Genomic DNA, 24014 nt, shown 5'->3' with positions numbered 1-24014 from the left:
GCGGCTTTTTTAGCAGTTGGTGAAGGCCAGTAACGTTTCGCGAGTGCTCGGTTTCTTGTCAAGCTGACGGATCATCAAGTCGTAACGACTAGCATCTGCGGCTTGACGCGCTGGACGGATCTGCTGGTTCTCAAGGCGCAACGCATCTTTTGCGGTAACCGATGCGGTTGGTTCCACAGGGCGGGGGGCTGAGAAGCTCATGTCGGACTCCATCATTCTGCTCGTTTGAAAAACCGGGGATTAAGCTCTGGCTTGAAGTAATGCTTGCGATCGATCCACACGAACCCATCGTGCTTGCTAATCACTGCTACGTCGATGGGCCCTGACACTGATTCGCTGGGGCGTGTGACCCGCTCTTTCAGTGACTCTAGCTCAATCAAGCTCCTTGCCAAGCCAGCCATGTCTGGAAGGGGAAGCGAATTTATAATATTTGAGAGCGGAAATACATGCTGGTTTCGGATTTGCTCGTACCATCGGTCGGCGTGAGATGCACGAGTCTGCTCGATAATTTTCTCAAGCTCTTGTTGAGTAAGGGGATTTTGAGCCCCGCAAGCGATCATAACTTTTTGCCCCATCTCCTCCAGAGCCATGCTTGAGGATTGGTAAACAGCCTCAAACACATCAGGAGACACGCCCATGCGGAAGGTGTCAATCATGTGGGTCGTGGCGAAGGGCTGGATGACCGCCGGGGTTGAAGAGTCCATTGCTTTGGAGTCGTTCTCGTTTTTCCTGAAGATGAGTCGCTCGCCAAGGAATCCGTAGCAGTCGTAAACCTCAAGGACAGGAAAATATTCCTCCTTACCGTAACCTGCAATCACGACGCCGGTCAGTGATGCGTAATCCAAGAACTGCTTGATGGCCAGCTTGATGAGAGCACTCACAAATCGAGGTACAAGGTGAGCGCGCCCTGGATCTTGCATGAAAATGTCGATGCTTTCCTTCGCAACGTTTTCTAGATCCATTGCGGTTTCGGAGGTAGCGCTTGCGATGTCCGCCTCAGTGAGGAGGTCAGGTAGCCGGAGGTTCTCCACGTCCTCTTCCGCTTGTGTGAGCGCGGCGTCGATATCGTTGGTTGGCACCTTTGCCAAAAGCTCAATTTCGCTCTGCCCTAGATGAGCAGCAATCATGAACTGCAGTCGGTAAGACGCTCCGCCAAGCAACCGAAGCAGTGCATCCTTCTTGCTTTCCTTCGAAAAAAGCTTGTCGTTGTGCTGCACGAACTCGAAAAATCTGTCCGAGTAGGTTTGCAGCTTGTCGAATTGCTCGGTGCCCAGGTCCTCGCGGAAAGACTTGATGTAGAGCTCCCAAGGGACAGTTTGTAGCCCCGCAGAGCCGAAAATCATGAGCCCAACAGGTGCTTGCCTGGAGAGTTCGTAAAGCTTGTTGGCGCCTTTGAAATAGCGTTTCTCAAGCTCACCGTTTTTCCAGCTGGTCACCGTAGTGGCGCTGTCGGCAGCAAGCACTACCGCCGTACGACTCATGATCGCGATTTCTGCCGTCATCCCAATTCCCTTCGCAATGCTGCGGCTATGCGATGGCAATATGCCTGAGCTCTGCATTGATTGCTATATAGCCTGAAAAGCACATATGTCGGTTCAGATTATTCGTGAGATTTGGCTAGCGTCCGTAGACATCAAGATCCCGGAGAGCAGCATCTAAACGGCATGGGTTGCGGTCGGAGGTGCTTCGGTAAGTGAGTCGGGCAATCGTATGACGAAGCATGGCGTGGGTGCTCGCCAGATCTTGCTTCTACTTAGATTCTAAAATCTATGCTCGTTTTTGGTGCGATAGTCCAATCTGGATGAAAATAATCTTGGAGAAGGTGAAAAGCCACGGCCGTATTCGGCTGCAACCTCTTCCCGGCATCCGTTGCCTGACTTAATATACTCTCCAGTACAAATATTGAATGTGCCCTCCGCGAAAGGATTCATCATGTTGCGCCATGCCTTGTTCATTGCTCTGTCTGCCGCTGCCGCGCTGTTGCTGGCGGCGTGCGGCCAGGAAGCCGCCCCACCGGCTGCGCCGCGCCCGGCGCTGGTGGTGCAGCCGCAGCCGGCCGAAGCCGCTGCCGACAGTTACCCCGGCGAAGTGCGTGCACGCTTCGAGCCGGAACTGGCTTTCCGCATAGGCGGCAAGGTCAGCAAGCGCCTGGTCGAGGAGGGGCAGCGGGTAAAGGCCGACCAGCCGCTGGCCGAACTGGACCCGCAGGATGTGCGCCTGCAACTGGAGGCCAACCGTGCCCAGCTGGCAGCCGCCGAGGCCAACCTGTCGCTGGTGCGCGCCGAGCGCGATCGCTACCAGAAGCTGCTGGACCGGCAAATGGTCAGCCATTCCCAGTTCGATAACGCCGAAAATCTCTACCGTGCCGGCCTGGCCCGGCTGAAACAGGCCAAGGCCGAGTTCGACGTGGCTGGCAACCAGGCTGAATATGCTGTGCTGCGCGCCCCGCAGGCCGGGGTGATCGCCAAGCGCCAGGTGGAAGTGGGCCAGGTGGTCGGCGCAGGGCAGACTGTGTTCACCCTGGCTGCAGATGGCGAGCGGGAAGTCGCCATCGGCCTGCCGGAGCAGCAGTTCGCCCGCTTTGCCGTGGGCCAGCCGGTGAGCGTGGAGCTATGGTCGCACCCGCAGGAGCGCTTCCAGGGGCGTATCCGCGAGCTGTCACCGGCTGCCGACCCACGTTCGCGCACTTTCGCTGCCCGCATCGCCTTTACCTCAGCCGCCACCCCGGCGGAGCTGGGCCAGAGCGCCCGGGTGTTCATCGCCCACGAAGGGCTGATCCCGTTGGCGGTGCCCCTGTCGGCAGTCACAGCGGAAAACGGCCAGGCCTACGTCTGGCGGGTCAACAAGGACAGCCGCCTGGAGCGGGCAGTGGTGCGCCTGGGGCCCTATGGCGCCGACAGCGTACCCGTGCTCGAAGGCCTCGCCCCCGGCGACTGGGTTGTCGCCGCGGGTGGCCATGTATTGCGCGAGGGCCAGGAGATACGCCCCGTGGACCGTACCAACCGCGTAGTGAACCTGACGGCCAAGGAGTAAGTCCCGATGGGTTTCAACCTTTCTGCCTGGGCGCTGCGCAACCGCCAGATCGTCCTGTTCCTGATGATCCTGCTGGCGGCCATTGGCGCCATGTCCTACACCAAGCTCGGCCAGAGTGAGGACCCGCCGTTCACCTTCAAGGCCATGGTCATTCGTACCCTGTGGCCCGGTGCCACTGCTGAGGAAGTGTCGCGTCAGGTCACCGAGCGCATCGAAAAAAAGCTGATGGAAACCGGCGAGTACGAGCGGATCGTCTCGTTCTCCCGCCCGGGCGAATCGCAGGTCACCTTCATGGCCCGCGACTCGCTGCATTCCAAGGACATCCCCGAGCTGTGGTACCAGATCCGCAAGAAGGTCGCGGACATCCGCCACACCTTGCCGCCGGAGATCCAGGGCCCGTTCTTCAATGACGAGTTCGGCACCACCTTCGGCAATATCTATGCACTGACCGGTGAGGGCTTCGACTACGCGGTGCTCAAGGACTATGCCGACCGTATCCAGATCCAGTTGCAGCGGGTCAAGGACGTGGGCAAGGTCGAGCTGATCGGGCTGCAGGACGAGAAAATCTGGATCGAGCTATCCAACGTCAAGCTGGCCACCCTCGGCGTGCCGCTGGAGGCCGTGCAGCAGGCCCTGCAGGAGCAGAATGCGGTCAGCACCGCCGGTTTCTTCGAAACGCCCAGCGAGCGCCTGCAACTGCGGGTGAGCGGGCGCTTCGACAGCGTCGAGCAGATCCGCCAGTTCCCCATCCGCATAGCTGAACGCACCTTCCGTATCGGCGATGTGGCCGAGGTGCACCGCGGCTTCAACGACCCGCCCGCACCGCGCATGCGCTTCATGGGCGAGGATGCCATTGGCCTGGCGGTTTCGATGAAAGACGGCGGCGACATCCTGGTGCTGGGCAAGGCATTGGAAAGCGAGTTCGAGCGCCTGGCACGCAGCCTGCCGGCCGGCATGGAACTGCGCAAGGTCTCGGACCAGCCGGCGGCGGTCAAGGCCGGCGTGGGCGAGTTTGTCCAGGTGCTGGTCGAGGCGTTGGTCATCGTGCTGCTGGTGAGTTTCTTCTCGTTGGGCCTGCGCACGGGGCTGGTGGTGGCGCTGGCCATCCCGTTGGTGCTGGCCATGACCTTCGCCGCCATGCACTACTTCGGTATCGGCCTGCACAAGATCTCCCTCGGCGCGCTGGTGCTGGCTTTGGGCTTGTTGGTCGATGATGCGATCATTGCCGTGGAGATGATGGCGATCAAGATGGAGCAGGGCTACGACCGCCTCAAGGCGGCCAGCTACGCCTGGAGCAGCACCGCGTTCCCGATGCTCACCGGCACCCTGATCACGGCGGCGGGCTTCCTGCCCATTGCCACGGCGGCCTCCAGTACGGGCGAGTACACCCGTTCGATTTTTCAGGTGGTGACCATTGCCTTGCTGACCTCCTGGGTGGCCGCCGTGGTATTCGTGCCTTACCTGGGCGAGCGCCTGCTGCCGGACCTGGCCAAGCTGCATGCCTCCCGTCATGGCAAGGACGGCCACGCGCCAGACCCTTACGCCACACCGTTCTACCAGCGTGTACGGCGTGTGGTGGAGTGGTGTGTGCGGCGGCGCAAGACGGTGATCCTGCTGACCATTGCCGCCTTTGTCGGCAGTATCCTGCTGTTCCGTTTCGTGCCCCAGCAGTTCTTCCCGGCCTCAGGGCGCCCGGAGTTGATGGTCGACCTGAAACTGGCCGAGGGTGCCTCGCTGGCCAACACCGCCGAGCGGGTCAAGCAACTGGAGGCGTTGCTCAAGCAGCAGGAAGGTATCGACAATTATGTGGCCTACGTGGGCACCGGTTCGCCGCGTTTCTACCTGCCACTGGACCAGCAGCTGCCGGCGGCCAGCTTCGCCCAGTTCGTGGTACTGGCCAAGTCGATGGAAGACCGCGAGCGCCTGCGCAGCTGGCTGATCAGCACCATGGACCAGCAGTTCCCCGACCTGCGTGCCCGGGTCACCCGCCTGGAAAACGGCCCGCCCGTGGGTTACCCGGTGCAGTTCCGGGTGACTGGCGAGCACATCGAGAAGGCCCGTGCGCTGGCCCGTGAAGTGGCCGACAAGGTGCGCCAGAACCCGCATGTGGTGAACGTGCACCTGGACTGGGAAGAGCCGAGCAAGGCGGTGTTCCTCGAGATCGACCAGGACCGCGCCCGCGCCTTGGGCGTGAGCACCGCTCACCTGTCGAGCTTCCTGCAAAGCTCGCTGACCGGCACCACGGTCAGCCAGTATCGCGAGGACAACGAGTTGATCGAGATCCTGCTGCGCGGCACCCGGCAGGAACGCAGCGAGCTGGGCAACCTCGGCAGCCTGGCACTGCCGACCGACAATGGCCAGAGCGTGGCGTTGTCGCAGGTCGCGACTCTGGAGTACGGCTTCGAGGAGGGCATCATCTGGCACCGTAACCGCTTGCCGACGGTGACCGTGCGCGCCGATATCTACGACAAGGAGCAGCCGGCGACGCTGGTGAAACAGATAGAACCGACCCTGCGTGACATTCGTGCCAAGCTGCCGGATGGATATTTGCTGGAAGTGGGCGGCACGGTCGAGGACTCCGAGCGCGGGCAGAAGTCGGTGAATGCCGGCATGCCGCTGTTCGTGGTGGTGGTGCTGAGCTTGCTGATGATCCAGCTGCGCAGCTTCTCGCGCACGGTGATGGTGTTCCTCACTGCGCCGCTGGGGCTGATTGGCGTGACCTTGTTCCTGCTGGTATTCCGCCAGCCGTTCGGCTTTGTCGCCATGCTTGGCACCATTGCCCTGGCGGGGATGATCATGCGCAACTCGGTGATCCTGGTGGACCAGATCGAGCAGGACATCGCGGCGGGGCTGGATCGCTGGCAAGCGATCATCGAAGCCACGGTGAGGCGCTTCCGCCCGATCGTGCTGACTGCTTTGGCGGCGGTGCTGGCGATGATCCCGTTGTCGCGCAGTGTGTTTTACGGGCCGATGGCGGTGGCGATCATGGGCGGGTTGATCGTGGCCACCGTGCTTACCCTGCTGTTCCTGCCGGCGTTGTATGCGGCTTGGTTCAGGGTGAAGAAAGCCTAGCGGCTGTCATCGCACTGTAGGAGCAGCCTTGTGCTGCGAAGAGGCCGGCACGGCAACATGAATTTTCATGTGCTGCCCCGGCCTCTTTGCAGCACAAGGCTGCTCCTACAAGGATTTGCGACAACCGGGATTCAGAGGGCGCCGAAGACCTTCTTGGCCAGGCTGGTAGCCGCTTCAGCCGGGTTCTGGCGAATGCTCTGCTCCTGCTTGGCAATCATTTCGAACAGGCCATCCAGTGCCTTTTCAGTCACGTAGTTCTCGATGCTGGCGCTCTTGGCATCGACCACACCCAACGCCACTGCCTGCCCGGCAAAGTTGTTGTACTGCTGAGCCAGGCCAACCTTGTCGGTAGCCTGCTTGACGATCGGCAGGAACTTGGCGCGGATCTGCTCGCGGCTGCTCTTGTTCAGGTACTGGGTGGCCGAGTCGTCACCGCCGGCGAGGATGCCCTTGGCATCGGTCACGCTCATGTTCTTCACGGCATCTACCAGAATCGCCTGGGCCTGCGGCACGGCAGCCTCGGCGGCCTTGTTCATGCTGGTTTCCAAGGCCTCGACCTGTTCACCTTTGCCGAACATCTTCATCGCCTTGGCGGCCTTGCCCAGGTTGCCAGGCAGTTCGATGCGCACGTCGGGGTTGTCGCTGAAGCCGCCCGGGGTGCTCAGCTGCTTGACGGCCAATTGTGCGCCTTGGGTCAGTGCATCCTTCAGGCCGCCAGTGGCGTCTTTCTGGGTCAGATCGCCAAGCGACAGGGCCAGGGCACTGGCCGACAGCAGCAGGCCGGCACACAGGGTGGTGAAGCGCAGGGAAGTGCGGATCATGAAGCTTTCCTTGTAAACAGATGAATACGGGTTTCAGCGGACCGGATCGACCTTGATCCGCACGGGCTGAGGGTCACTGCCGTCGAGCATGACACCGTGGTGCTCGGTGTTTATGAACAGCAGCTTGCCGTCCAGCTCGATGCGCGCGCTTACCGCATAGCGGTGGCCTGGCTTGACCTGGGCCGGGTCGTAGATGAGGTGGAATGGCAGCGGTACGTTGCTTTTGACCGGGCCAGCCTGGCGGGCCAGGGTAACCGCCGGGGCGTCCATCAGCGAGACGTCCTGCAGCTCCACGCTGAGGGTGGCGGCCGGTGGCAGGGCACTGCGTTGCAGGTAGAAGACTTCGCCATCCAGGCTGGCCTGGTTGGACGGGGTGTGGCTGGAACAGGCTGCTAGCAAGGATGCGCAACACAGCATAAAGAGCTTTTTCATGGTATCTCCGAAGTCCTTGGCGTTGGCTTGTGGCCAACCCCAGGGACTTTAGCGGATTTCTTCTGGTGGGTCCTTGATGAAGATGCGACAAAGACAAAGAGGGGGAGAGCAAGGCGAAGCGCAATATTCAGCTACGGCGCGGCGGTCGCAGGCTGATTGCCTCCAGTTCGGTAACGCTTGGAAGGGTCAGGCCGCGCAGCGTTCTCCCGGCGTACGGGGTCATGGTGTGTGGGTCGTAGTAGGCCACGCGCAGATGCAAGGGTTCGTCGTCATTGACTGTGTTGCCATCCAGGTACGTGGTAAGCGTCACAGGTCCGTGTGTCGGCCACAGGGCGGCACCGGCAATGTAGCTGGAGCTTCTGTTGCTGTAACCGTCTTCCTGGGTCCGATACAGGCCGAACGTCATGAGCGCCTGTGGCCTTAGCAACTCTTCGGGAATCTCGATGATGTTCTTCATCTCGATGATCGCGGGCGACAGGGGCTGCTGACTTTGCTCGCCAGGCTGGGCGGGTATCCTCAGGACCATGGGAGGGTTTGGCTCAGGCTGGTTGATTGCAAGTGGCATCGACAGGCTCAAGCCGTTTGGCTCTTCATTGACGCCAACACCATAACTGGCCACTAGCGTTGGTTCGGCACCTTCCGGCAGGCTATTGCGGTCCAGCAGCAAGTTGAAAGGCATTGCGACGCCAAGCGTCTGGCACCCCCAGGCGGCCAGGATGATCTTGTTCTCATCCGTGCCCAACTGTACGCGTACGCCAAGGTGCGGTGCGCCTTCAGCTGTATGGATGCACGACGGGACAAGCACGGTCCCGCGGATCTCGATGAAGTTGGCGGGTAGCATGTTGGTTTTCCTCGGTTCGGTCATGGGTACAGGCGCCAGTCACTCAGCGAGGTTGTCGCTGAACTGGCGACCGTTTTCGGTGGCAATCTGGTCGACAGTCACCCGTTGTGTACCCGATACCGTGGCTGGTTCTATCGAGTGACGGCTGGTGGTGATGTAGCGCAGTTGGCCGTCTATCTCGATGCGCACGGCGAGGGCATAGCTGCGGCGTGGGTCGATAAGGCTGGTATCAAACGTCAGCGGCAGATTGATCGGCATCAGGCCGCCACAGCGCAGACGCAACTCGGCAAGGCTGATGGAGCGCGCATCTGCCTTCGAAATATCGATCAGCTTCAATTCAACCAGGCCGGACGGTGCGAGCGTGTTATCGCCAGAGGAAACGATTTCAACGTCCAGCGTCTTCATTTGAGTCATGTTGGTGCTCCTTGAGAGGGATGTGCTGAAGAGCACCGTGATCCTGATCCCTCCCAAGGGCTGAGAGCAGCCTGAAAAGCTACCGCTGTATAACCTCCGCAGGCTCATCGCGGTGCAATGCCACCTGGCGGATCGACAGGCGCAGTTCCGCAGACAGCACGCGCTTGGCCACGCCTTCGGCCAGCTCGCCGAGCTTGTTGCGATAACCGAGCTTGCCTTGGGCGTCAGCATGTAGCACGCCTTGCTCGACCAAGGTCTGGATAAAGTGGCGGAACAGGGTCTTGTCGAAGAACTCCGGGGCGTTCAGGCCGTGCAGGATCGACAGGCGCTGGGCCATCATCACGCACAGGTCTTCCAGCTCTTCGGCGCTGAGGCTGTTCTGCCCGCTGTTGAGCAACAGCGAGGTGGCCATATAGAAACGCTGCAGGGTCTGGGTGATGGTGCGGGCGAGCAGGGTCAGCACCACGAACTGCCGCGAGCTGGGCGCCGGGCGAATGTAGATGGCGTTGTCCTGGCGCAGCAGCCCTTGCTCGACCAGTGCGGCCAGCCACTGGTCGATCACCGCATCCAGTTGTTCCGGCGTCCAGCGCAGGAACAGTTCGGCCTGCAGGTAGGGATACAGCGCGTGTACATACTGGCCCAGCAGTTCGCGGCTCATGCGCGAGCTGCTGAGGAAGAAGCTGGCCAGCAGCGCCGGCAGGGCGAAGATGTGCAGCACGTTGTTGCGGTAATAGGTCATCAGTACCGCGTTGCCTTCATCCAGGTACAGGATGCGGCCCAGGGCGTCCTTCTGCTCGGCCACCAGGTTCATCCCGCGCACGTGCTCGATCAGCGCCTGGCCGTCGCCGTCGGGCAGGGTGGTGTGCGGCGAGTAGGGTACCTGGCGCAGCAAGGCCAGGTACAGGTCGAGCACGCGGGTCAGGGCGCGCTCGTCCAGGGCCAGGCGGCTGGTGGACAGCAGCGCCAGCGCCACCAGGTTGACCGGGTTGATAGCGGCCGCCTCGTTGAGGTGGCGGGCAACGGTTTCGCCCAGGCGGGTGGTGGTGGCGTTGAGCCAGGCCGGGCGGTACTGCGGGCCGTGGTCCTGTTCACGCCAGCCGGGTTGTTGCTGGTCGAGGAAACCGGCCAGGCGGATCGGCTCGCCAAAGTTCACGTACACCTGGCCAAAGCGCTGCCTGAGCGCGCCGAACACCTTGAAGATATCGAAGATCGACTCTTTCTTCTTGCTGGCACCGCGCAGCTCGCCCAGGTAGGTGCGGCCTTCGAGCACGCGCTCGTAGCCGATGTAAACCGGCACGAAAACGATCGGCGTACGCGACGAACGCAGGAAGCTGCGCAGGGTAATGGCCAGCATTCCGGTGCGCGGCTGCAGCATGCGCCCGGTGCGCGAGCGCCCGCCTTCGACGAAGTACTCGACCGGAAAGCCCTTGGTGTACAGGGTGTGCAGGTACTCGTTGAACACCGCGGTGTACAGCGGGTTGCCCTTGAACGTGCGGCGCATGAAGAAGGCGCCGCCACGGCGTAGCAGGTTACCCACCAGCGGCATGTTGAGGTTGATGCCCGCGGCCACGTGCGGCGGCGTCAGGCCGTTGCGGAACAGCAGGTACGACAGCAGCAGGTAGTCGATGTGGCTGCGGTGGCACGGCACATAGATCACTTCGTGGCCGGGTGCGATGCCTTGCACCTGCTCGATGTGGTTGACCTTGATGCCGTCGTAGATCTTGTTCCAGAACCAGCTCAGCACCACTTCGAGGAAGCGGATCGCGGTGTAGGTGTAGTCCGAGGCAATCTCGTTGCCATAGCGCAGGGCCTGGGCTTCGGCCTTGGCCAGCGGCAGGTTTTCGCGCTGCGCCTCTTCGACGATGGCCTGGCGCACCTGGGGCGCGTGGATCAGGCCTTTGACCAGGTTGCGCCGGTGCGAGATGTCCGGGCCGATGACTGCGGTCTTCAGGTTGCGAAAGTGCACGCGCATCAGGCGCTGGGCCATGCGTACGGTGCGTTCGTGGCCCTTGTTGTGCTGTACCAGTTCGCGCAGGTGAATGGGCGCGGAGAACTGCACCCGGGTCTTGCGCCCGAGGATCAGTACGGTCAGCAGCCGACGCAGGCGCCCGGTAACCGCCCAGCTGTCGGCGAACAGCAACTTCCACGGGCTGGATTCACTTGCCGGGGTCTGCCCCCAGAACACACTGACCGGAATGATCTGCGCATCCTCTTCGGCATGCTGGCTGACGGCGGCGACCAGGCGCTCCAGGGTGGGTGGGGCACCGCGCTTGTCATGGCGGCCGAGCCAGTCCGGGTCCGGGGTGAGGTAGAAGAATGCCGCAGGTTCCTGCAGCGGGCCAACCGCCACCGGCAGCACCGGGCGCGGCAGGCCCGCCTTGGTGCATTCATGGTCGAGCACGACCAGGTCGGTGAGCGCGGGCGAGGGCAAGGCATAGAACACCGGCCGGCTGCGGTCGAGCTTGAGGGTGAGGGAAGACTGGTTGATGGTCTCGGAGCGCACCCACAGGTACAACAGGCGACGCAGGGCGCCGAAGATCAGGCGGCGCAGGGGGGAACGGGTCATGGGGTGTGTGCCCTGGGGGTGGTTTTCAGGTGGGTATCCAGCCAATTAGTCTGCCGTATCCGCGCAAGTTCAGCAAAAATCGCCGAACGGCGCGACGGTCATCAAATTTTTTTGTTCTGTGTCATATACTCGGCCTGCCACTTGCAAGATATTTGCGCAAGCGGCGTCGACACAGGGAGGGACTCTGTGTCTGCAAGGCGATCTTCACAATAAAAATCCGGAGTAGTTCAGATGTCGTCTCGTGAGACTGGGAATGTAAAGTGGTTCAACGATGCCAAGGGTTATGGCTTCATTCAGCGCGAAGGTGGTGCGGATGTATTCGTCCACTATCGGGCGATCCGCGGTGAGGGGCATCGTACCCTGGTCGAAGGTCAGCGGGTGGAGTACGCCTGCGTGCAGGGCCAGAAAGGCCTGCAAGCCGAGGACGTAGTAGGGCTCTGAGCCTCATGCGGTAAGGCTTGCTGTGGGAGCTGGCTTGCCGGCGATCACCGGCGAAGCCGGTGCCAGGCACCGTGTTGCCTGCATCGCCGGCAAGCCGGGCTCCCACAAAGAATGCAGTGCATTCAGGTGCGCCAGGTGATTTCCTCTTCACCGTCGGCGCTGATGCGGACCCAGCGGTCGGCATCTTCTTCCCCATCTTCCTCCACCCAGCCACCTGGCGCGCAGCGCACTTCCACACCCAGTGCGGCAAATGCGGCGCGGGCGCAGGCAACGTCATCGGCCCACGGCGTCTGGTCGCTTTCCAGGTACAGGCTGTTCCATTTCCCTACAGCCTTGGGTAGCCAGGTGACCGGAATGTTACCGGCCTGGCATTTGAAGGTATGGCCTTTCTGCTTCCATTCGCTGCAGGGGCCGATTGCCTGGGCGAGCCACTCGGCAATCTGCTTGTGGTCGACGTCGGCGTCCTTCAGGTAGATCTCGATATCAGGTTGGCGCATAAGGGCTCCGGGTGTGCTCAGTCTTGGCGCACGAAATAGTCATAACGCATGGAAACCGTGACCTCGAACGGCTCGGGCTGGTCGATCACCCGGGCACGCTTTTCGGCACTGGCACGCCAGCCGTGCGGGGTCATGGCCAGCAGGTCGGCGCGGGCCTTGGGCGCGGCCAGGCTCAGGCGGAACTCCAGGGTTTCGCTGTGGGCATGGGCCATGCCTTCGGGGACCAGGGCCAAGTGTTTGTCGTCGGCGTAAGGGCGTACTTCATCGTAGAGCACTTCGCGCAGTTCCATCAGGTGGCCGCTGGTGGGGCCGACCCGCATCAGGCCGCCGCCCGGGCTGAGCAGGCGCTTGGCCTCGTCCCAGTCCAGCGGGCTGAATACGCTGGCGATGAACTGGCAGCTGGCGTCGGCAAGCGGCACGCGGGCCATGCTGGCGACCATCCAGGTAACCTCGGGCGCGCGACGGCAGGCACGCTTGACTGCCTCGCGGGAAATGTCCAGGGCATAGCCGTCGGCAGCCGGCAGTGCCTGGGCGATTTGCGCAGTGTAGTAACCCTCGCCACAGCCGATGTCCAGCCAGGCCTCGGGCTGGCGTTCGGCGGCCAGCTCGGCCAGGCGGCGCGCCACCGGCGCGTAGTGGCCGGCGTCGAGGAAATCGCGGCGGGCTTCGACCATGGCCTGGTTGTCACCCGGGTCGCGGCTGTTCTTGTGCTGCACCGGCAGCAGGTTCAGGTAACCCTGGCGGGCCCGGTCGAAGCGGTGGCCGGCCGGGCACACCACGCCGTTGTCGAGCCGGCTCAGCGGCGCCTGGCAAAGAGGGCAGGCGAGCATCAGGCGAGCAACCGGACCAGGGTCTGGTAATAGATTTCGGTCAGCAGGTCGAGATCGCTGGCCAGGATCCGCTCATCCACCTGGTGGATGGTGGCGTTGACCGGGCCGAGCTCGACCACCTGGGTGCCCATGGTGGCGATGAAGCGCCCATCGGAGGTACCGCCGCTGGTCGACGGCTGGGTGTCGCGGCCGGTGACGCCCTTGATGCTGGCCGAGACGGCGTCCAGCAATTCGCCCGGTTCGGTAAGGAACGGCAGGCCCGACAGCGCCCAGTCGATCGACCAGTCCAGCTCATGCTTGTCGAGGATCGCCGACACCCGCGCCTGCAGGCCTTCGACGGTGGACTCGGTAGAGAAACGGAAGTTGAACAGGGCGGTCAGCTCGCCGGGGACCACGTTGGTGGCGCCGGTGCCGGAATTGAGGTTGGAGATCTGGAAACTGGTCGGCGGGAAGAACGCATTGCCTTCGTCCCAGTGCTCGGCCGCCAGTTCCGCCAGGGCCGGAGCGGCCAAGTGGATCGGGTTGCGCGCCAGGTGCGGGTAGGCCACATGGCCCTGCTTGCCGCGCACGGTCAGCTTGGCGCCCAGCGAGCCACGGCGGCCGTTCTTGACCACGTCACCCAGCAGGGTGGTGCTGGAGGGTTCGCCGACGATGCACCAGTCCAGGCGCTCGTTGCGTGCTTTCAGGCGCTCGACCACGGCCTTGGTGCCATGGTGGGCCGGGCCTTCCTCGTCGCTGGTGATCAGGAACGCGACCTTGCCGCGGTGGTCCGGGTAGTCCTGCACGAAGCGCTCGCTGGCAATCACCATGGAGGCCAGGCTGCCTTTCATGTCGGCGGCGCCACGACCGCAGAGCATGCCGTCGGCGTCGATCAGCGCTTCGAACGGCTCATGCTGCCATTGCTGCACCGGGCCGGTGGGTACCACGTCGGTGTGGCCGGCGAAGCACAGCACCGGGCCATCCTGGCTGCCGTGGGTGGCCCAGAAATTGTCGACGTCCTCGATGCGCATCGGCTCGAGCTGGAAGCCTACGGCGCCCAAGCGGTTCATCATCTGCGCCTGGCAGTCGGCGTCGACGGGGGTGACCGAGGGGCGACGGATCAGGTCGCAGGCCAGTTGAAGGGTAGGCGAGAGCTCGGCAGGGGCCGTCATGGGGAACTCCGGGGCAAGGCAAGGCGGGGAAATCTGAGGGCGTTATCTTATATCAAACCGTCAGGCCAATGGGGCCGCTTTGCGGCCCATCGCGACACAAGGCCGCTCCTACAGGCGATCTCGCCATATCTGACGGGATGCGATCCCCTGTAGGAGCGGCCTTGTGTCGCGATAGGGGCGCAAAGCGCCCCCGGCATTCTCAGGCCTGCTGCGGCTCGGCGGCCTTTTCCCCAGGCTTGGGCAGCGAAGACAGGAACGCCATCACCAGCGCCGCCACATAAGGCAACGATTGCACCAGCAACATCGCCACCCAGAAGCGCATGTCCGAACTCGGCAGCCCCTGTACCAGGTAGATGCCCAGCGCGGCGCCCCACAGCAGCAACATGATGAACAGCTCTTCCCGAGCCTCGGAAATCGCCACCAGCAGCCCGTGGCTGTCGGCGTTTTTCGGTGTGCGGAAGAACGGCATGCTGCTGGTGAAGAACCCGTACAGCACCGCCTTGGCGATGGTATGCGACAGTGCCAGCCCGGCCAGCGCCGCAGCAAAGGCATCTTTCAGGTTCACCCCTACCGCGCGGCGGTAGAGGAAGATGATCTTGCCGACCTTGAAGAAGAACAGTGCCAGCGGCGGAATGGCAAAGATCATCAGCGGCGGGTCGACCCGGTGCGGCACGATGATCATCGCCGCCGACCACAGCAGCGCGCCGATGGTGAAGAAGATGTTCATGCCATCGGCGATCCACGGCAGCCAGCCGGCCAGGAAGTGGTAGCGCTGGCCGCGGGTCAGCTCGCTGCCCTTGCCGCGCAGCAGGGCGCTGGCGTGGTGCTTGATGATCTGGATGGCGCCGTAGGCCCAGCGGAAGCGTTGCTTCTTGAAGTCGATGAAGGTGTCGGGCATCAGGCCCTTGCCGTAGCTGTTGTGGGCATAGGCGGCCGACAGGCCCTTCTCGAATACCCGCAAGCCCAGTTCGGCGTCCTCGCAGATGCACCACTCGGCCCAGCCCAGCTCTTCCAGCACGCTGCGGCGGGTCATGGTCATGGTACCGTGCTGGATGATCGCGTCACGGTCGTTGCGGGTGACCATGCCGATGTGGAAGAAGCCCTTGTACTCGCTGTAGCACAGCTTCTTGAAGGCGCTTTCGTGCTGGTCGCGGTAGTCCTGCGGCGACTGCACCACGGCAATCTTCGGGTCGGCGAAGTGCGGCACCATGTGCTTGAGCCAGTTGCGGTCGACGCAGTAGTCCGAGTCGATCACCGCGATCACCTCGGCGTCTTTGGCGGTGTGCGGGATCAGGTAGTTCAGCGCGCCGCCCTTGAAACCGGCCAGGGGCGCGACGTGGAAGAACCTGAAGCGCTCGCCGAGCTTCTCGCAATGGGCCTTGAGCGGCTCCCACACGGCCGGGTCCTTGGTGTTGTTGTCGATCACCAGCACTTCGTAGTCTGGGTAATCCAGCGCGGCCAGGGCATCGAGGGTCTGTTTGACCATCTCCGGCGGCTCGTTGTAGCACGGCACATGCACCGATACCTTGGGCCGGTAGGCGCTATCGGCCTGCACCGGCAGGAATTCGCGCCGGCGCTTGTGTATCCATACTGCCTCGGCCAGTTCGTGGGCCTCGGTCAGCAGCACGATGAACACGCCCAGCGCGCCGAGGGCAAGCAGCACGCCTACGGTCAGGCTGAACCAGGTGCTGTATTGCTGGCTGTAGTCGTAGGCGATCCATACCAGCACCGACCCGCACAGGAAGGTGATGAAGGTCAGGAAGGTGCGGCCGCGCTGGCGCAGGGCCGAACCGTCGATGAAAAGTACCATCAGGGCGATCATCGCCAGCACTACCGAGGCCACCGCCAGGGCGCGCCATTGCGGTATCGCCACCACCGGGCCGTCAAAGTTGAATTTTTGCTGGCGTTCGGCGTTGTACACGCCCCAGTAGGCGCCCACCGAGCCTTCGTCGCTGGCCTTCCACGGCTGGTCGTAGGCTTCGATGACGAAGTAATTGTAACCACGGCGGTTGAGGGTGTTGACCAGGGTACGCAGGTAGATGGCCTGGTCAGCCTGGGTGGCATCGGCGCCGCCGCGCATGCGGCCGTTGCTCGGCCAGCCGACTTCCGACAGCAGCAGGGGTTTGCGCGGGAACTGGTGCTTCAGCTCGCGGGCACGGTCGAGCACGAACTCGACCGAATCCTTCATTGGCACGAACTCCCAGTACGGCAGGATGTGCGCGGCAATCAGGTCGACGTGCTTGGCCAACTGCGGGTTTTCCTTCCAGATGTGCCATTGCTCACTGGTGGTCACCGGCACCTTGACCGCTGCGCGTACCCGGTCCAGGTACTTGATCAGGTTTTCCGGGGTGACTTCTTCGCGGAACAGCGCCTCGTTGCCGACCACCACCCGCACCACGCTGCGTGAGGTGTTGGCCAGCTGGATGGCCGTGGCGATTTCGCGTTCGTTGCGCTCCAGGTCCGGGCTGATCCAGATGCCCAGCGTCACCCGTAGGCCGAATTCCTCGGCCAGGCGCGGGATATCCGCCTGGGTGCCCTCCACGGTGTAGATCCGGATGCTGTCGGTCAGTTTGCTCAACTGTTCCAGGTCCTGGCGCATCTCGTCGTCACTGGGGTACTGGCCCTTCTGCGGGCTTTCGCCCAGGCGGAACGGTGAATACGAGAAGCCAGAGATCTGCTCTGGCCAGGCGGGGGCGGAGACCGGGCGGTTGATCAGGGCCCAGAACCCGGTGAACAACGCGGCGATGGCCAGGACCACGACCAGGTTCAGGCCGAATTTACGTGAAGACATTGTCGTCCATATGTGTCGAAGTGATACGACATTAAAGCAGGGTTGGTAGTCTCTTTCCTAACGATGCAGGCCATGGGCCCGCTGGCATATAATGCGCGCCGGTTTTTTGGGGTATGAACATGAGCACAGAAGATCCACGCTTCGCCGGCGTTGCCCGGCTGTATGGCGACCAGGGGTTGCACCGTCTGGGCCAGGCCCATGTGGCCGTGGTCGGTATTGGCGGGGTAGGCTCGTGGGCGGCGGAAGCGCTGGCACGCAGTGGCGTGGGCGAGATCACCCTGTTCGACCTTGACGATGTGTGCGTCAGCAACACCAACCGCCAGGCCCATGCCTTGGAAGGGCAGGTGGGGCGGCCCAAGGTCGAGGTCATGGCCGAGCGCCTGCGGGCGATCAACCCGGGGTGTACGGTGCATGCTGTCGCTGACTTCGTCACCCGCGACACCATGGTCGAGTACATCACCGAGAACCTCGACTGTGTGATCGACTGCATCGACAGCGTCATGGCCAAGGCGGCGCTGATTGCCTGGTGCCGGCGGCGCAAGATCGCCATCGTCACCACGGGGGGCGCCGGTGGGCAGATCGACCCGACACAGATCCAGATCGCCGACCTGAACAAGACCTTCAACGACCCGCTGGCCTCGCGGGTGCGTTCCACCCTGCGCCGCGACTACAACTTCTCGCGCAATGTCAGCCGCAACTATGGCGTGCCATGCGTGTTCTCCAGTGAACAGCTGCGCTACCCCAAGGGCGATGGCAGCGTTTGCCTGCAGAAAAGCTTCGTGGGCGAGGGCGTGCGGTTGGACTGCGCGGGTGGCTTTGGCGCGGTGATGATGGTGACCGCGACCTTTGGCATGGTGGCGGCGAGCAAGGCGGTGGAAAAACTGGTAGCGGGGGCGCGGCGGCCTTCGGAGCGGGTCAAGCCTGAATAGACCGCGTGGGCTTCTTCGCGGGCTTGCCCGCTCTCATAGAACAACACATGACTCATTGGTTCGGCGAGGTTCTGTAGGAGCAGCCTTGTGCTGCGAAGAGGCCAGGCTGACAAAGCCTGTCTATTGGCTGTACCGGCCTCTTCGCAGCACAAGGCTGCTCCTACAAAGGACGCGTCAGACGAGCGATATTGGTTCTCTGCGCGAAAGCGCAGCCCAAAGGGCTGGGCAATCTCCCACAGGTACTGCATCTCTCTCAAGAAAGGTGAAAGTCCTGTGGGAGCGGGCGAGCCCGCGAAGAAGCCAGCACCGATTCAACGGTTGGACGCCAGCTCTGCCATCCGCTGCAACACCGCATGCAGCCCGTTGCTGCGCGATGGCGAAAGCTGGCGCTCCAGGCCCAGCTGAGTGAACCACTCACGCAGATCGAGCCCGGCAAGTTCTTCACTGGCCAACCCCTGCACCCGCACCAGCAACAACGCCAGCAGCCCGCGCAACAGGCGTGCATCGCTGCTGGCCTTGAACCGCCACAAACCCTCGGCCTGCTCGGCCACCAGCCATACCAGGCTTTCGCAGCCATGCACCCGGTTGGCCTCGGTCTTTTCAGTATCAGCCAGCGGTTCCAGCCGATCGCCCCACTGCATCAGCAGCCGCGCACGCTGTTCCCAACCCTTGCCCTGCTCGAAAGCTTCCAGCGCCTGGCGCGCCTGATCGGGCAAGGTCATCGCAACAGCTCCAGGCCTTGATCCAACGCCTCGAAGAAACGCTGCAAGTCATCGCTGTCGTTATACAGCCCCAATGACACGCGGATCGCGCCCTCCAGGCCCAGGCCCTGCAGCAGCGGCATGGCACAGTGGTGCCCGGCACGCACGGCAATGCCTTGCTCGGTCAGCAGGTGGGCGATGTCGGCGTTGTGCACGCCTTCGATGACGAAACTGGCAAGGGCCGCCTGTGGCGTGCCCAGGATGCGCACACCATCGCGGTCTGCCAGGCCGCGCAGCAGGTGCTGGTGCAGGCTGGTTTCATGGGCTTCTAGTGCCTGGGCATCGAAGCTGGCCAGGTAGTCCAGGGTCGCACCCAGGCCGATCACCCCGGCGATCGGTGGCGTGCCAGCCTCGAACCCCAGCGGCGCCGGGCGGAAGCTGGCGTTGTGGTACTCGGCCAGTTGCACCATCTCGCCGCCGAACTGCCAATGGTGCAGCAGCTCCAGCGCCTGGCTGCGGCCGTACAGCACGCCCACGCCTTCCGGGCCGTACAGCTTGTGACTGGAGAACACATAGAAGTCGCAGCCAAGCTGCTGCACATCATGGCGGCCATGCACCACGCCCTGGGCACCGTCGACCACGGTCAGCGCGCCTTGGGAGCGGGCATGGGCCAGCAGCGCCGGCAGCGGCTGCCAGGTACCCAGCACGTTGGACAGCTGGCTCACCGCCAGCACCCGGGTGCGCGGGCCGATCAGTTGCAGCGCTTGGTCCAGGTCGATGCGGCCATGGGCATCCAGCGGCAGCACCACCAGGCGCAGGTTGCGTCGACGCGCCAGCTGTTGCCAGGGCAGCAGGTTGGCATGGTGCTCCAGGGCGCTGACGGCAATTTCGTCACCGGCCTCGAAGCGGTGTTCCAGGCCATAGGCCAGCAGGTTCAGTGCCGAAGTGGCACCGTGGGTGAAGATGATCTGCCGCGAGTCTGGCGCATTGAGCCAGGCGGCAACCTTGTCGCGGCTGGTTTCGAAGGCCTGGGTCGCCAGTGCGCCGGGCAGGTGCTGGGCACGGTGCACGTTGGCCGCGCCATGGCCGTAGTAATGGCTCAGGGCATCGAGCAGGGCTTTCGGCTTCTGGGTGGTGGCGGCGCTGTCCAGGTAGGTCTGGTGCTGCCGTTGCAGGGCGGCGATGGCGGGAAAATCGGCACGCCAGGGGGAGGGCTGGAACATGGTCGCGGGGCCTGGAATGAAAATCGGGTCTGGCGTGGTGCCAGACCCGATCTTAACATTTCAAACGCTGAGAATCCGCTGTTCGCGAGCAAGCTCGCTCCGGCAGCGGTTGAAAGGTTCTCAGTTGTGCGCGTGCAGCGCCTCGTTCAGCTCGATGGCCGACTTGTGGGTCTTGCACTCCACCGCGCCGTTCAGCGAGTTGCGGCGGAACAGCAGGTCGGTCTGGCCGGCCAGGTCGCGGGCCTTGACCACTTTGACCAGCTGGTTGTTCTCGTCCAGCAGGTTCACCTTGGTACCGGCGGTGATGTACAGGCCGGCTTCGACGGTGTTGCGGTCGCCCAGCGGAATGCCGATACCGGCGTTGGCGCCGATCAGGCAGCCTTCGCCAACCTTGATGACGATGTTGCCGCCACCGGACAGGGTGCCCATGGTCGAGCAGCCGCCGCCCAGGTCCGAGCCCTTGCCGACGAATACGCCAGCGGAAACGCGGCCCTCGATCATGCCCGGGCCTTCGGTGCCAGCGTTAAAGTTGACGAAGCCTTCGTGCATGATGGTGGTGCCTTCGCCGATGTAGGCGCCCAGGCGCACGCGGGCAGTGTCGGCGATACGCACGCCGGCCGGGACCACGTAGTCGGTCATTTTCGGGAACTTGTCCACCGAGAACACTTCCAGCAGCTCGCCCTTCAGGCGCGCTTCCAGTTGCAGTTCGGCGAGTTCGGCCAGGTCGACCGCGCCCTGGTTGGTCCAGGCCACGTTCGGCAGCAGCGGGAAGATGCCAGCCAGGCTCACGCCGTGCGGCTTGACCAGGCGGTGCGACAGCAGGTGAAGCTTGAGGTAGGCCTCTGGCGTCGAGGTCAGCGCGGCGTCTTCGGCCAGCAGGGTGGCGACCAGCGGCTTGTGGCTTTCGGCCAGGCGGGTCAGCAGGGCGGCTTGGGTGGCATCCACACCTTTCACGGCTTCGGCCAGTTGCGCGGCCTGGGCGTTGCTGAAGGCGATGGCCTGGTTGCCACCTTGGTAACCGAGAACAGGGGCTACTGCAGCGACCAGTTCGGCGCTCGGGTTGAGCAGTGGTTGTGCGTAGAACACTTCCAGCCAGGCGCCCTGGCGGTTCTGGGAGCCGACACCGAAGGCCAGGCTGAACAGGGTATTGGACATGTGATTACCTCGTGCGAAATAGGGTAGGGGCTCAGGCCAGGGCAGCGGCGTACAGGTCGGGCTTGAAGCCGACCAGGGTACGCGCGCCAAGGTCGAGCACCGGGCGCTTGATCATCGACGGCTGGGCCAGCATCAGCTCGACGGCCTTGGCCTGGTCGAGGTCGGCCTTGCTGGCGTCGTCCAGCTTGCGGAAGGTGGTGCCGGCACGGTTGAGGATGACTTCCCAGCCGTGTTCCTCGCACCAGCGGTTCAGGCTGTCACGGTCGATGCCTTGGGCCTTGTAGTCGTGGAATTCGTAGGCGATGGCCTGGTCTTCGAGCCAGGTACGTGCCTTTTTCATGGTGTCACAGGCTTTGATGCCGTAGAGCGTGTAGGTCATTGTGTGCATTGGGGATAACAGGCTGCCCCAATCTCTCCGTTTTCCGATTTCAGTCGCGGGATTATGCGGGAACGATCCTGTGAGCGCCACGGGTGTGCATGTCTTGGGTCTTGCAGTGTGTCGGAGACCGAGCGCCGCCCGCGCGGCGCATCGCCGGCAAGCCAGCTCCCACATCTGTTTCGGGCCAGTTATTCCTGCACCTCAGCCGCGCGAACCCTTAGTGCATGACTGAATTTTGGTGAGAAGCAGAAGCGATACCTTCAATATCGAAGGGAACAAACAGGGCGGGCAGCGGTAATTTCACAGAAGAGACTGGCCCGAAACAGATGTGGGAGCTGGCTTGCCGGCGATGCGCCGCGCGGGCGGCGCTCGATCTCAGCATCACCTCAACTTCAAGGCATACAGTTCCAAGGCAACACCCGGTCAAGCCTGCACCATTGTTAAGTATGTGCAACTTGCGTACGTTTTCTCTATGGCCATCACTGTGGAAGTCGAGGCGCGAAAAACGAAGCGATCGGTCAAGCAGAGGAGCAAATGAATGAAAAAGCGTGATTTGTTTGCCGAAATGATGAGCGGCATCGACGAGATGAAAGCGCAGCGCGAGGGGAAGATCACCCTGCGCCAGCATCATGTAAAGGCATTGGATGCACCCAAGGTTACTCCGCAGGAGATTGTCGCCATACGTGAGGGGCTGCGTATGTCGCAGGAGGTATTTGCCAGGTGCATCAGGACGAAGGCAGCAACGCTCCGGAACTGGGAGCAGGATAAAGCCAGCCCGAACCCTCAGGCGGCAATGTTGCTCAAGTTGGTTGAAAAATACCCGGATATGCTGGAGCGGCTTGAAGCGGTGTAAACATTTGGAATTACCCAGACCCGCTTCGGCGGGTCTATTTTTTCGCTTGAGACGCATCGTGTTACATATTCGTGGTTCCCTTGCGACTATTGTGCAGCGGCCCCGAATCGCCCACCGCCGCTAACATATTGTTTCAATGGCGATGTTTCGCCCTGTTGTCGTTTCTGGTTCACAAAGGAAGCTTTCCCGGATGCAGTCCGCCTACACCGTCCTCATCCTGCTGACGCTGGTCAGCGTGTCGAAGCTGGTCGGCCGCATGATTCCGCTGCCCTTGCCGCTGGTACAGATCGCCGCTGGTGCCTTGCTCGCTTGGCCGACACTGGGCCTGCATGTGGCACTGGACCCCGAGCTGTTCCTGTTCCTGTTCCTGCCACCGTTGCTGTTCGCCGACGGCTGGCGCATTCCCAAGCGTGAGTTGTGGCGCATTCGTGGGCCGGTGGTGGCGCTGGCCGTGGGCCTGGTGCTGTTTACCGTGGTTGGGGCCGGTTACTTCATTCACTGGCTGCTGCCGAGCATCCCGCTGCCCGTGGCCTTCGCCCTGGCCGCAGTGTTGTCGCCAACCGACGCCGTGGCGGTTTCGGCCATTACCCAGGACCGCCTGCCCACCCCGCTGATGCACATGCTCCAGGGCGAGGCCCTGATGAACGATGCCTCGGGCCTGGTGACCTTCAAGTTCGCCCTGGCGGCGGCGATCACCGGGGTGTTCTCGCTGACCGATGCAAGCTTCAGCTTTGTGCTGGTCGCCTTGGGCGGCCTGGCGGTGGGCGTGGGCCTGAGCTGGCTGATCGGCCGCCTGCGTGCCTGGATGATCGCTCGCGGCTGGGATGACCCGGCCACCCACGTGGTGTTCATGTTGCTGCTGCCCTTCGCTGCCTACGTGCTGGCCGAGCGCCTGGGCGTATCGGGCATCCTTTCGGCGGTGGCCGCCGGCATGATGCAGAGCTGGCTGGACCTGCTGCCACGGCAGACCAGCACGCGCCTGCTCAACCGCAGCGTATGGTCGCTGCTGGAGTTCGCTTTCAACGGCCTGATCTTCCTGCTGCTGGGCCTGCAGTTGCCGGACATCATCAAGGCCGTGGTCAGCCATGAGCCCACCGTCTGGCCGACCCTGGCCTGGCGCTGCCTGGACGTGGTGGCGATCTTTGTGGCGCTGATCTTGCTGCGGTTCATCTGGGTCCAGAGCATCTGGCGCTTGATCGATGTGGTACGCCGCTGGCGCGGCAAGCCGGCGCTGGTGCTGGTGCCCACGGCGCGCTCGTGCTGGCTGCTGACCCTGGGCGGTGTGCGCGGAGCGGTCACCCTGGCCGGCGTGATGTCGATCCCGTTGCTGATGGGAGCAGGCAAGGCCTTCCCGGAGCGTGACCTGCTGATCTTCATTGCGGCCGGTGTGATCCTGTTGTCATTGATCAGCGCCTGTATCGCGCTGCCGCTGTTGCTGCGCGGGGTGACCAAGAGCCCGGACGAGCGCTTGCACCAGGAAGTGCAGGAGGCCTGGCGACGCACGGCCGAGGCGGCGATCCATGCGCTGGAGGCAGAGGAAGTGATCGACAGCAATGCGCCGCAGGATGCCGCGCAGGCGACCCTGGCGACCGAGTTGAAGGCGCGCTTGATGGCGGAATACCGCGATGAGCTGGACAGCTACAACAACAGCGCCGAGGCCAAGGCCCTGGCCGAGCAGATGGACCTGCTGGAGCGGCGTTTGCGCCTGCGGGCGCTGCGGGCCCAGCGGCTGGAGCTGTATGAACTGCATCGCCAGCATCTGGTGGGGGATGAAGTGGTGCGGCAGGTGCTGGGTGAGCTGGATATGAGTGAAGCGAACCTGGGGTCAGTCAGGTAGACCCCAAGGGGCCGCTTTGCGGCCCTGTGGGAGCGGGTTTACCCGCGA

Annotated in this window: 21 protein-coding genes; 6 read left to right on the top strand and 15 right to left on the bottom strand. The window is 63.0% G+C overall.

Features of this window, described 5'->3' with window-relative positions:
• Nucleotides 1-9: 9 nt before the first annotated feature.
• Both IMX18_RS18625 and IMX18_RS18620 read right to left on the bottom strand, forming a co-directional pair.
• A complete protein-coding gene (locus IMX18_RS18625; protein WP_137163158.1) occupies nt 10-201 on the bottom strand; it encodes a hypothetical protein in 192 nt (63 codons plus the stop codon).
• A gap of 11 nt (nt 202-212) precedes the next feature.
• Nucleotides 213-1502 (bottom strand): hypothetical protein, encoded by a 1290-nt coding sequence (locus IMX18_RS18620; protein WP_137163159.1) that lies wholly within the window; start codon nt 1500-1502, stop codon nt 213-215.
• Nucleotides 1503-1932: 430 nt separating this feature from the next.
• Here IMX18_RS18620 and IMX18_RS18615 point away from each other — a divergent pair, with 430 nt between their 5' ends.
• The gene (locus IMX18_RS18615) at nt 1933-3033 is read left to right on the top strand and encodes an efflux RND transporter periplasmic adaptor subunit (protein WP_015269177.1); all 1101 of its coding nucleotides are present in this window, start codon (nt 1933-1935) and stop codon (nt 3031-3033) included.
• Between the two features lie 6 nt (nt 3034-3039).
• Nucleotides 3040-6105: an efflux RND transporter permease subunit gene (locus tag IMX18_RS18610; RefSeq protein ID WP_015269178.1), complete on the top strand. Its 3066-nt coding sequence runs from the start codon at nt 3040-3042 to the stop codon at nt 6103-6105.
• A 131-nt stretch (nt 6106-6236) separates the two neighbouring features.
• Here the strand turns inward: IMX18_RS18610 and IMX18_RS18605 are convergent, their stop codons facing one another.
• The 5 genes from IMX18_RS18605 to plsB form a co-directional block, all read right to left on the bottom strand.
• The gene (locus IMX18_RS18605) at nt 6237-6926 is read right to left on the bottom strand and encodes a DUF4197 domain-containing protein (RefSeq protein ID WP_015269179.1); all 690 of its coding nucleotides are present in this window, start codon (nt 6924-6926) and stop codon (nt 6237-6239) included.
• A 33-nt stretch (nt 6927-6959) separates the two neighbouring features.
• Entirely contained in the window at nt 6960-7358 is a 399-nt protein-coding gene (locus IMX18_RS18600) for a YbaY family lipoprotein (protein ID WP_217190056.1), read from the bottom strand.
• A gap of 127 nt (nt 7359-7485) precedes the next feature.
• The gene (locus IMX18_RS18595; RefSeq protein WP_015269181.1) at nt 7486-8199 is read right to left on the bottom strand and encodes a hypothetical protein; all 714 of its coding nucleotides are present in this window, start codon (nt 8197-8199) and stop codon (nt 7486-7488) included.
• Nucleotides 8200-8238: 39 nt separating this feature from the next.
• Nucleotides 8239-8613, bottom strand: a complete 375-nt coding sequence (locus IMX18_RS18590) for a YbaY family lipoprotein (protein ID WP_100412972.1) — start codon at nt 8611-8613, stop codon at nt 8239-8241.
• Between the two features lie 79 nt (nt 8614-8692).
• Complete coding sequence (plsB, locus tag IMX18_RS18585; protein ID WP_217190057.1) at nt 8693-11179, bottom strand: glycerol-3-phosphate 1-O-acyltransferase PlsB; 2487 nt, start codon at nt 11177-11179, stop codon at nt 8693-8695.
• 231 nt (nt 11180-11410) lie between these two features.
• On the opposite strand from plsB, the gene IMX18_RS18580 reads away from it, so the two are divergent.
• Nucleotides 11411-11620: a cold-shock protein gene (locus IMX18_RS18580; protein ID WP_003252255.1), complete on the top strand. Its 210-nt coding sequence runs from the start codon at nt 11411-11413 to the stop codon at nt 11618-11620.
• Nucleotides 11621-11742: 122 nt separating this feature from the next.
• Here the strand turns inward: IMX18_RS18580 and IMX18_RS18575 are convergent, their stop codons facing one another.
• From IMX18_RS18575 to IMX18_RS18560, 4 genes are all read right to left on the bottom strand, one after another.
• Nucleotides 11743-12117 (bottom strand): hypothetical protein, encoded by a 375-nt coding sequence (locus tag IMX18_RS18575; RefSeq protein WP_003257701.1) that lies wholly within the window; start codon nt 12115-12117, stop codon nt 11743-11745.
• Between the two features lie 17 nt (nt 12118-12134).
• On the bottom strand, nt 12135-12947 hold the full coding sequence (locus IMX18_RS18570; protein ID WP_015269184.1) for a putative RNA methyltransferase: 813 nt from the start codon (nt 12945-12947) through the stop codon (nt 12135-12137).
• A complete protein-coding gene (dapE, locus tag IMX18_RS18565) occupies nt 12947-14098 on the bottom strand; it encodes a succinyl-diaminopimelate desuccinylase (protein WP_013971240.1) in 1152 nt (383 codons plus the stop codon). Before dapE ends, IMX18_RS18570 begins: the two co-directional genes overlap by 1 nt.
• Before the next feature lie 199 nt (nt 14099-14297).
• Nucleotides 14298-16889, bottom strand: coding sequence for a glycosyltransferase (locus IMX18_RS18560; protein WP_061550985.1), 2592 nt, complete (start codon nt 16887-16889; stop codon nt 14298-14300).
• A 119-nt stretch (nt 16890-17008) separates the two neighbouring features.
• Between IMX18_RS18560 and tcdA the strand changes: the two genes are divergently transcribed.
• Nucleotides 17009-17818, top strand: coding sequence for a tRNA cyclic N6-threonylcarbamoyladenosine(37) synthase TcdA (gene tcdA, locus IMX18_RS18555; protein WP_161551231.1), 810 nt, complete (start codon nt 17009-17011; stop codon nt 17816-17818).
• 311 nt (nt 17819-18129) lie between these two features.
• Here the strand turns inward: tcdA and IMX18_RS18550 are convergent, their stop codons facing one another.
• The 4 genes from IMX18_RS18550 to IMX18_RS18535 all read right to left on the bottom strand — a co-directional run bounded on the left by IMX18_RS18550 (nt 18130) and on the right by IMX18_RS18535 (nt 21276).
• Nucleotides 18130-18540: a SufE family protein gene (locus IMX18_RS18550; RefSeq protein WP_013971243.1), complete on the bottom strand. Its 411-nt coding sequence runs from the start codon at nt 18538-18540 to the stop codon at nt 18130-18132.
• Complete coding sequence (locus IMX18_RS18545) at nt 18537-19742, bottom strand: cysteine desulfurase (protein ID WP_015269188.1); 1206 nt, start codon at nt 19740-19742, stop codon at nt 18537-18539. The genes IMX18_RS18550 and IMX18_RS18545 overlap by 4 nt, the downstream gene beginning before the upstream one ends.
• A gap of 120 nt (nt 19743-19862) precedes the next feature.
• A complete protein-coding gene (gene dapD / locus IMX18_RS18540) occupies nt 19863-20897 on the bottom strand; it encodes a 2,3,4,5-tetrahydropyridine-2,6-dicarboxylate N-succinyltransferase (RefSeq protein WP_013971245.1) in 1035 nt (344 codons plus the stop codon).
• Between the two features lie 31 nt (nt 20898-20928).
• Nucleotides 20929-21276: an ArsC family reductase gene (locus tag IMX18_RS18535; protein WP_013971246.1), complete on the bottom strand. Its 348-nt coding sequence runs from the start codon at nt 21274-21276 to the stop codon at nt 20929-20931.
• Between the two features lie 538 nt (nt 21277-21814).
• On the opposite strand from IMX18_RS18535, the gene IMX18_RS18530 reads away from it, so the two are divergent.
• Nucleotides 21815-22129 carry a helix-turn-helix domain-containing protein gene (locus IMX18_RS18530; protein WP_015269189.1) on the top strand — a complete coding sequence of 105 codons (315 nt, stop codon included), beginning with the start codon at nt 21815-21817 and terminating at the stop codon, nt 22127-22129.
• A 190-nt stretch (nt 22130-22319) separates the two neighbouring features.
• Nucleotides 22320-23966 (top strand): Na+/H+ antiporter, encoded by a 1647-nt coding sequence (locus IMX18_RS18525; protein WP_015269190.1) that lies wholly within the window; start codon nt 22320-22322, stop codon nt 23964-23966.
• The last annotated feature ends 48 nt before the right edge of the window (nt 23967-24014 follow it).

Source organism: Pseudomonas shirazica (assembly GCF_015168335.1).
Taxonomy (GTDB): Bacteria; Pseudomonadota; Gammaproteobacteria; order Pseudomonadales; family Pseudomonadaceae; genus Aquipseudomonas; species Aquipseudomonas asiatica.
This window is presented reverse-complemented; position numbering and strand designations above follow the sequence as displayed.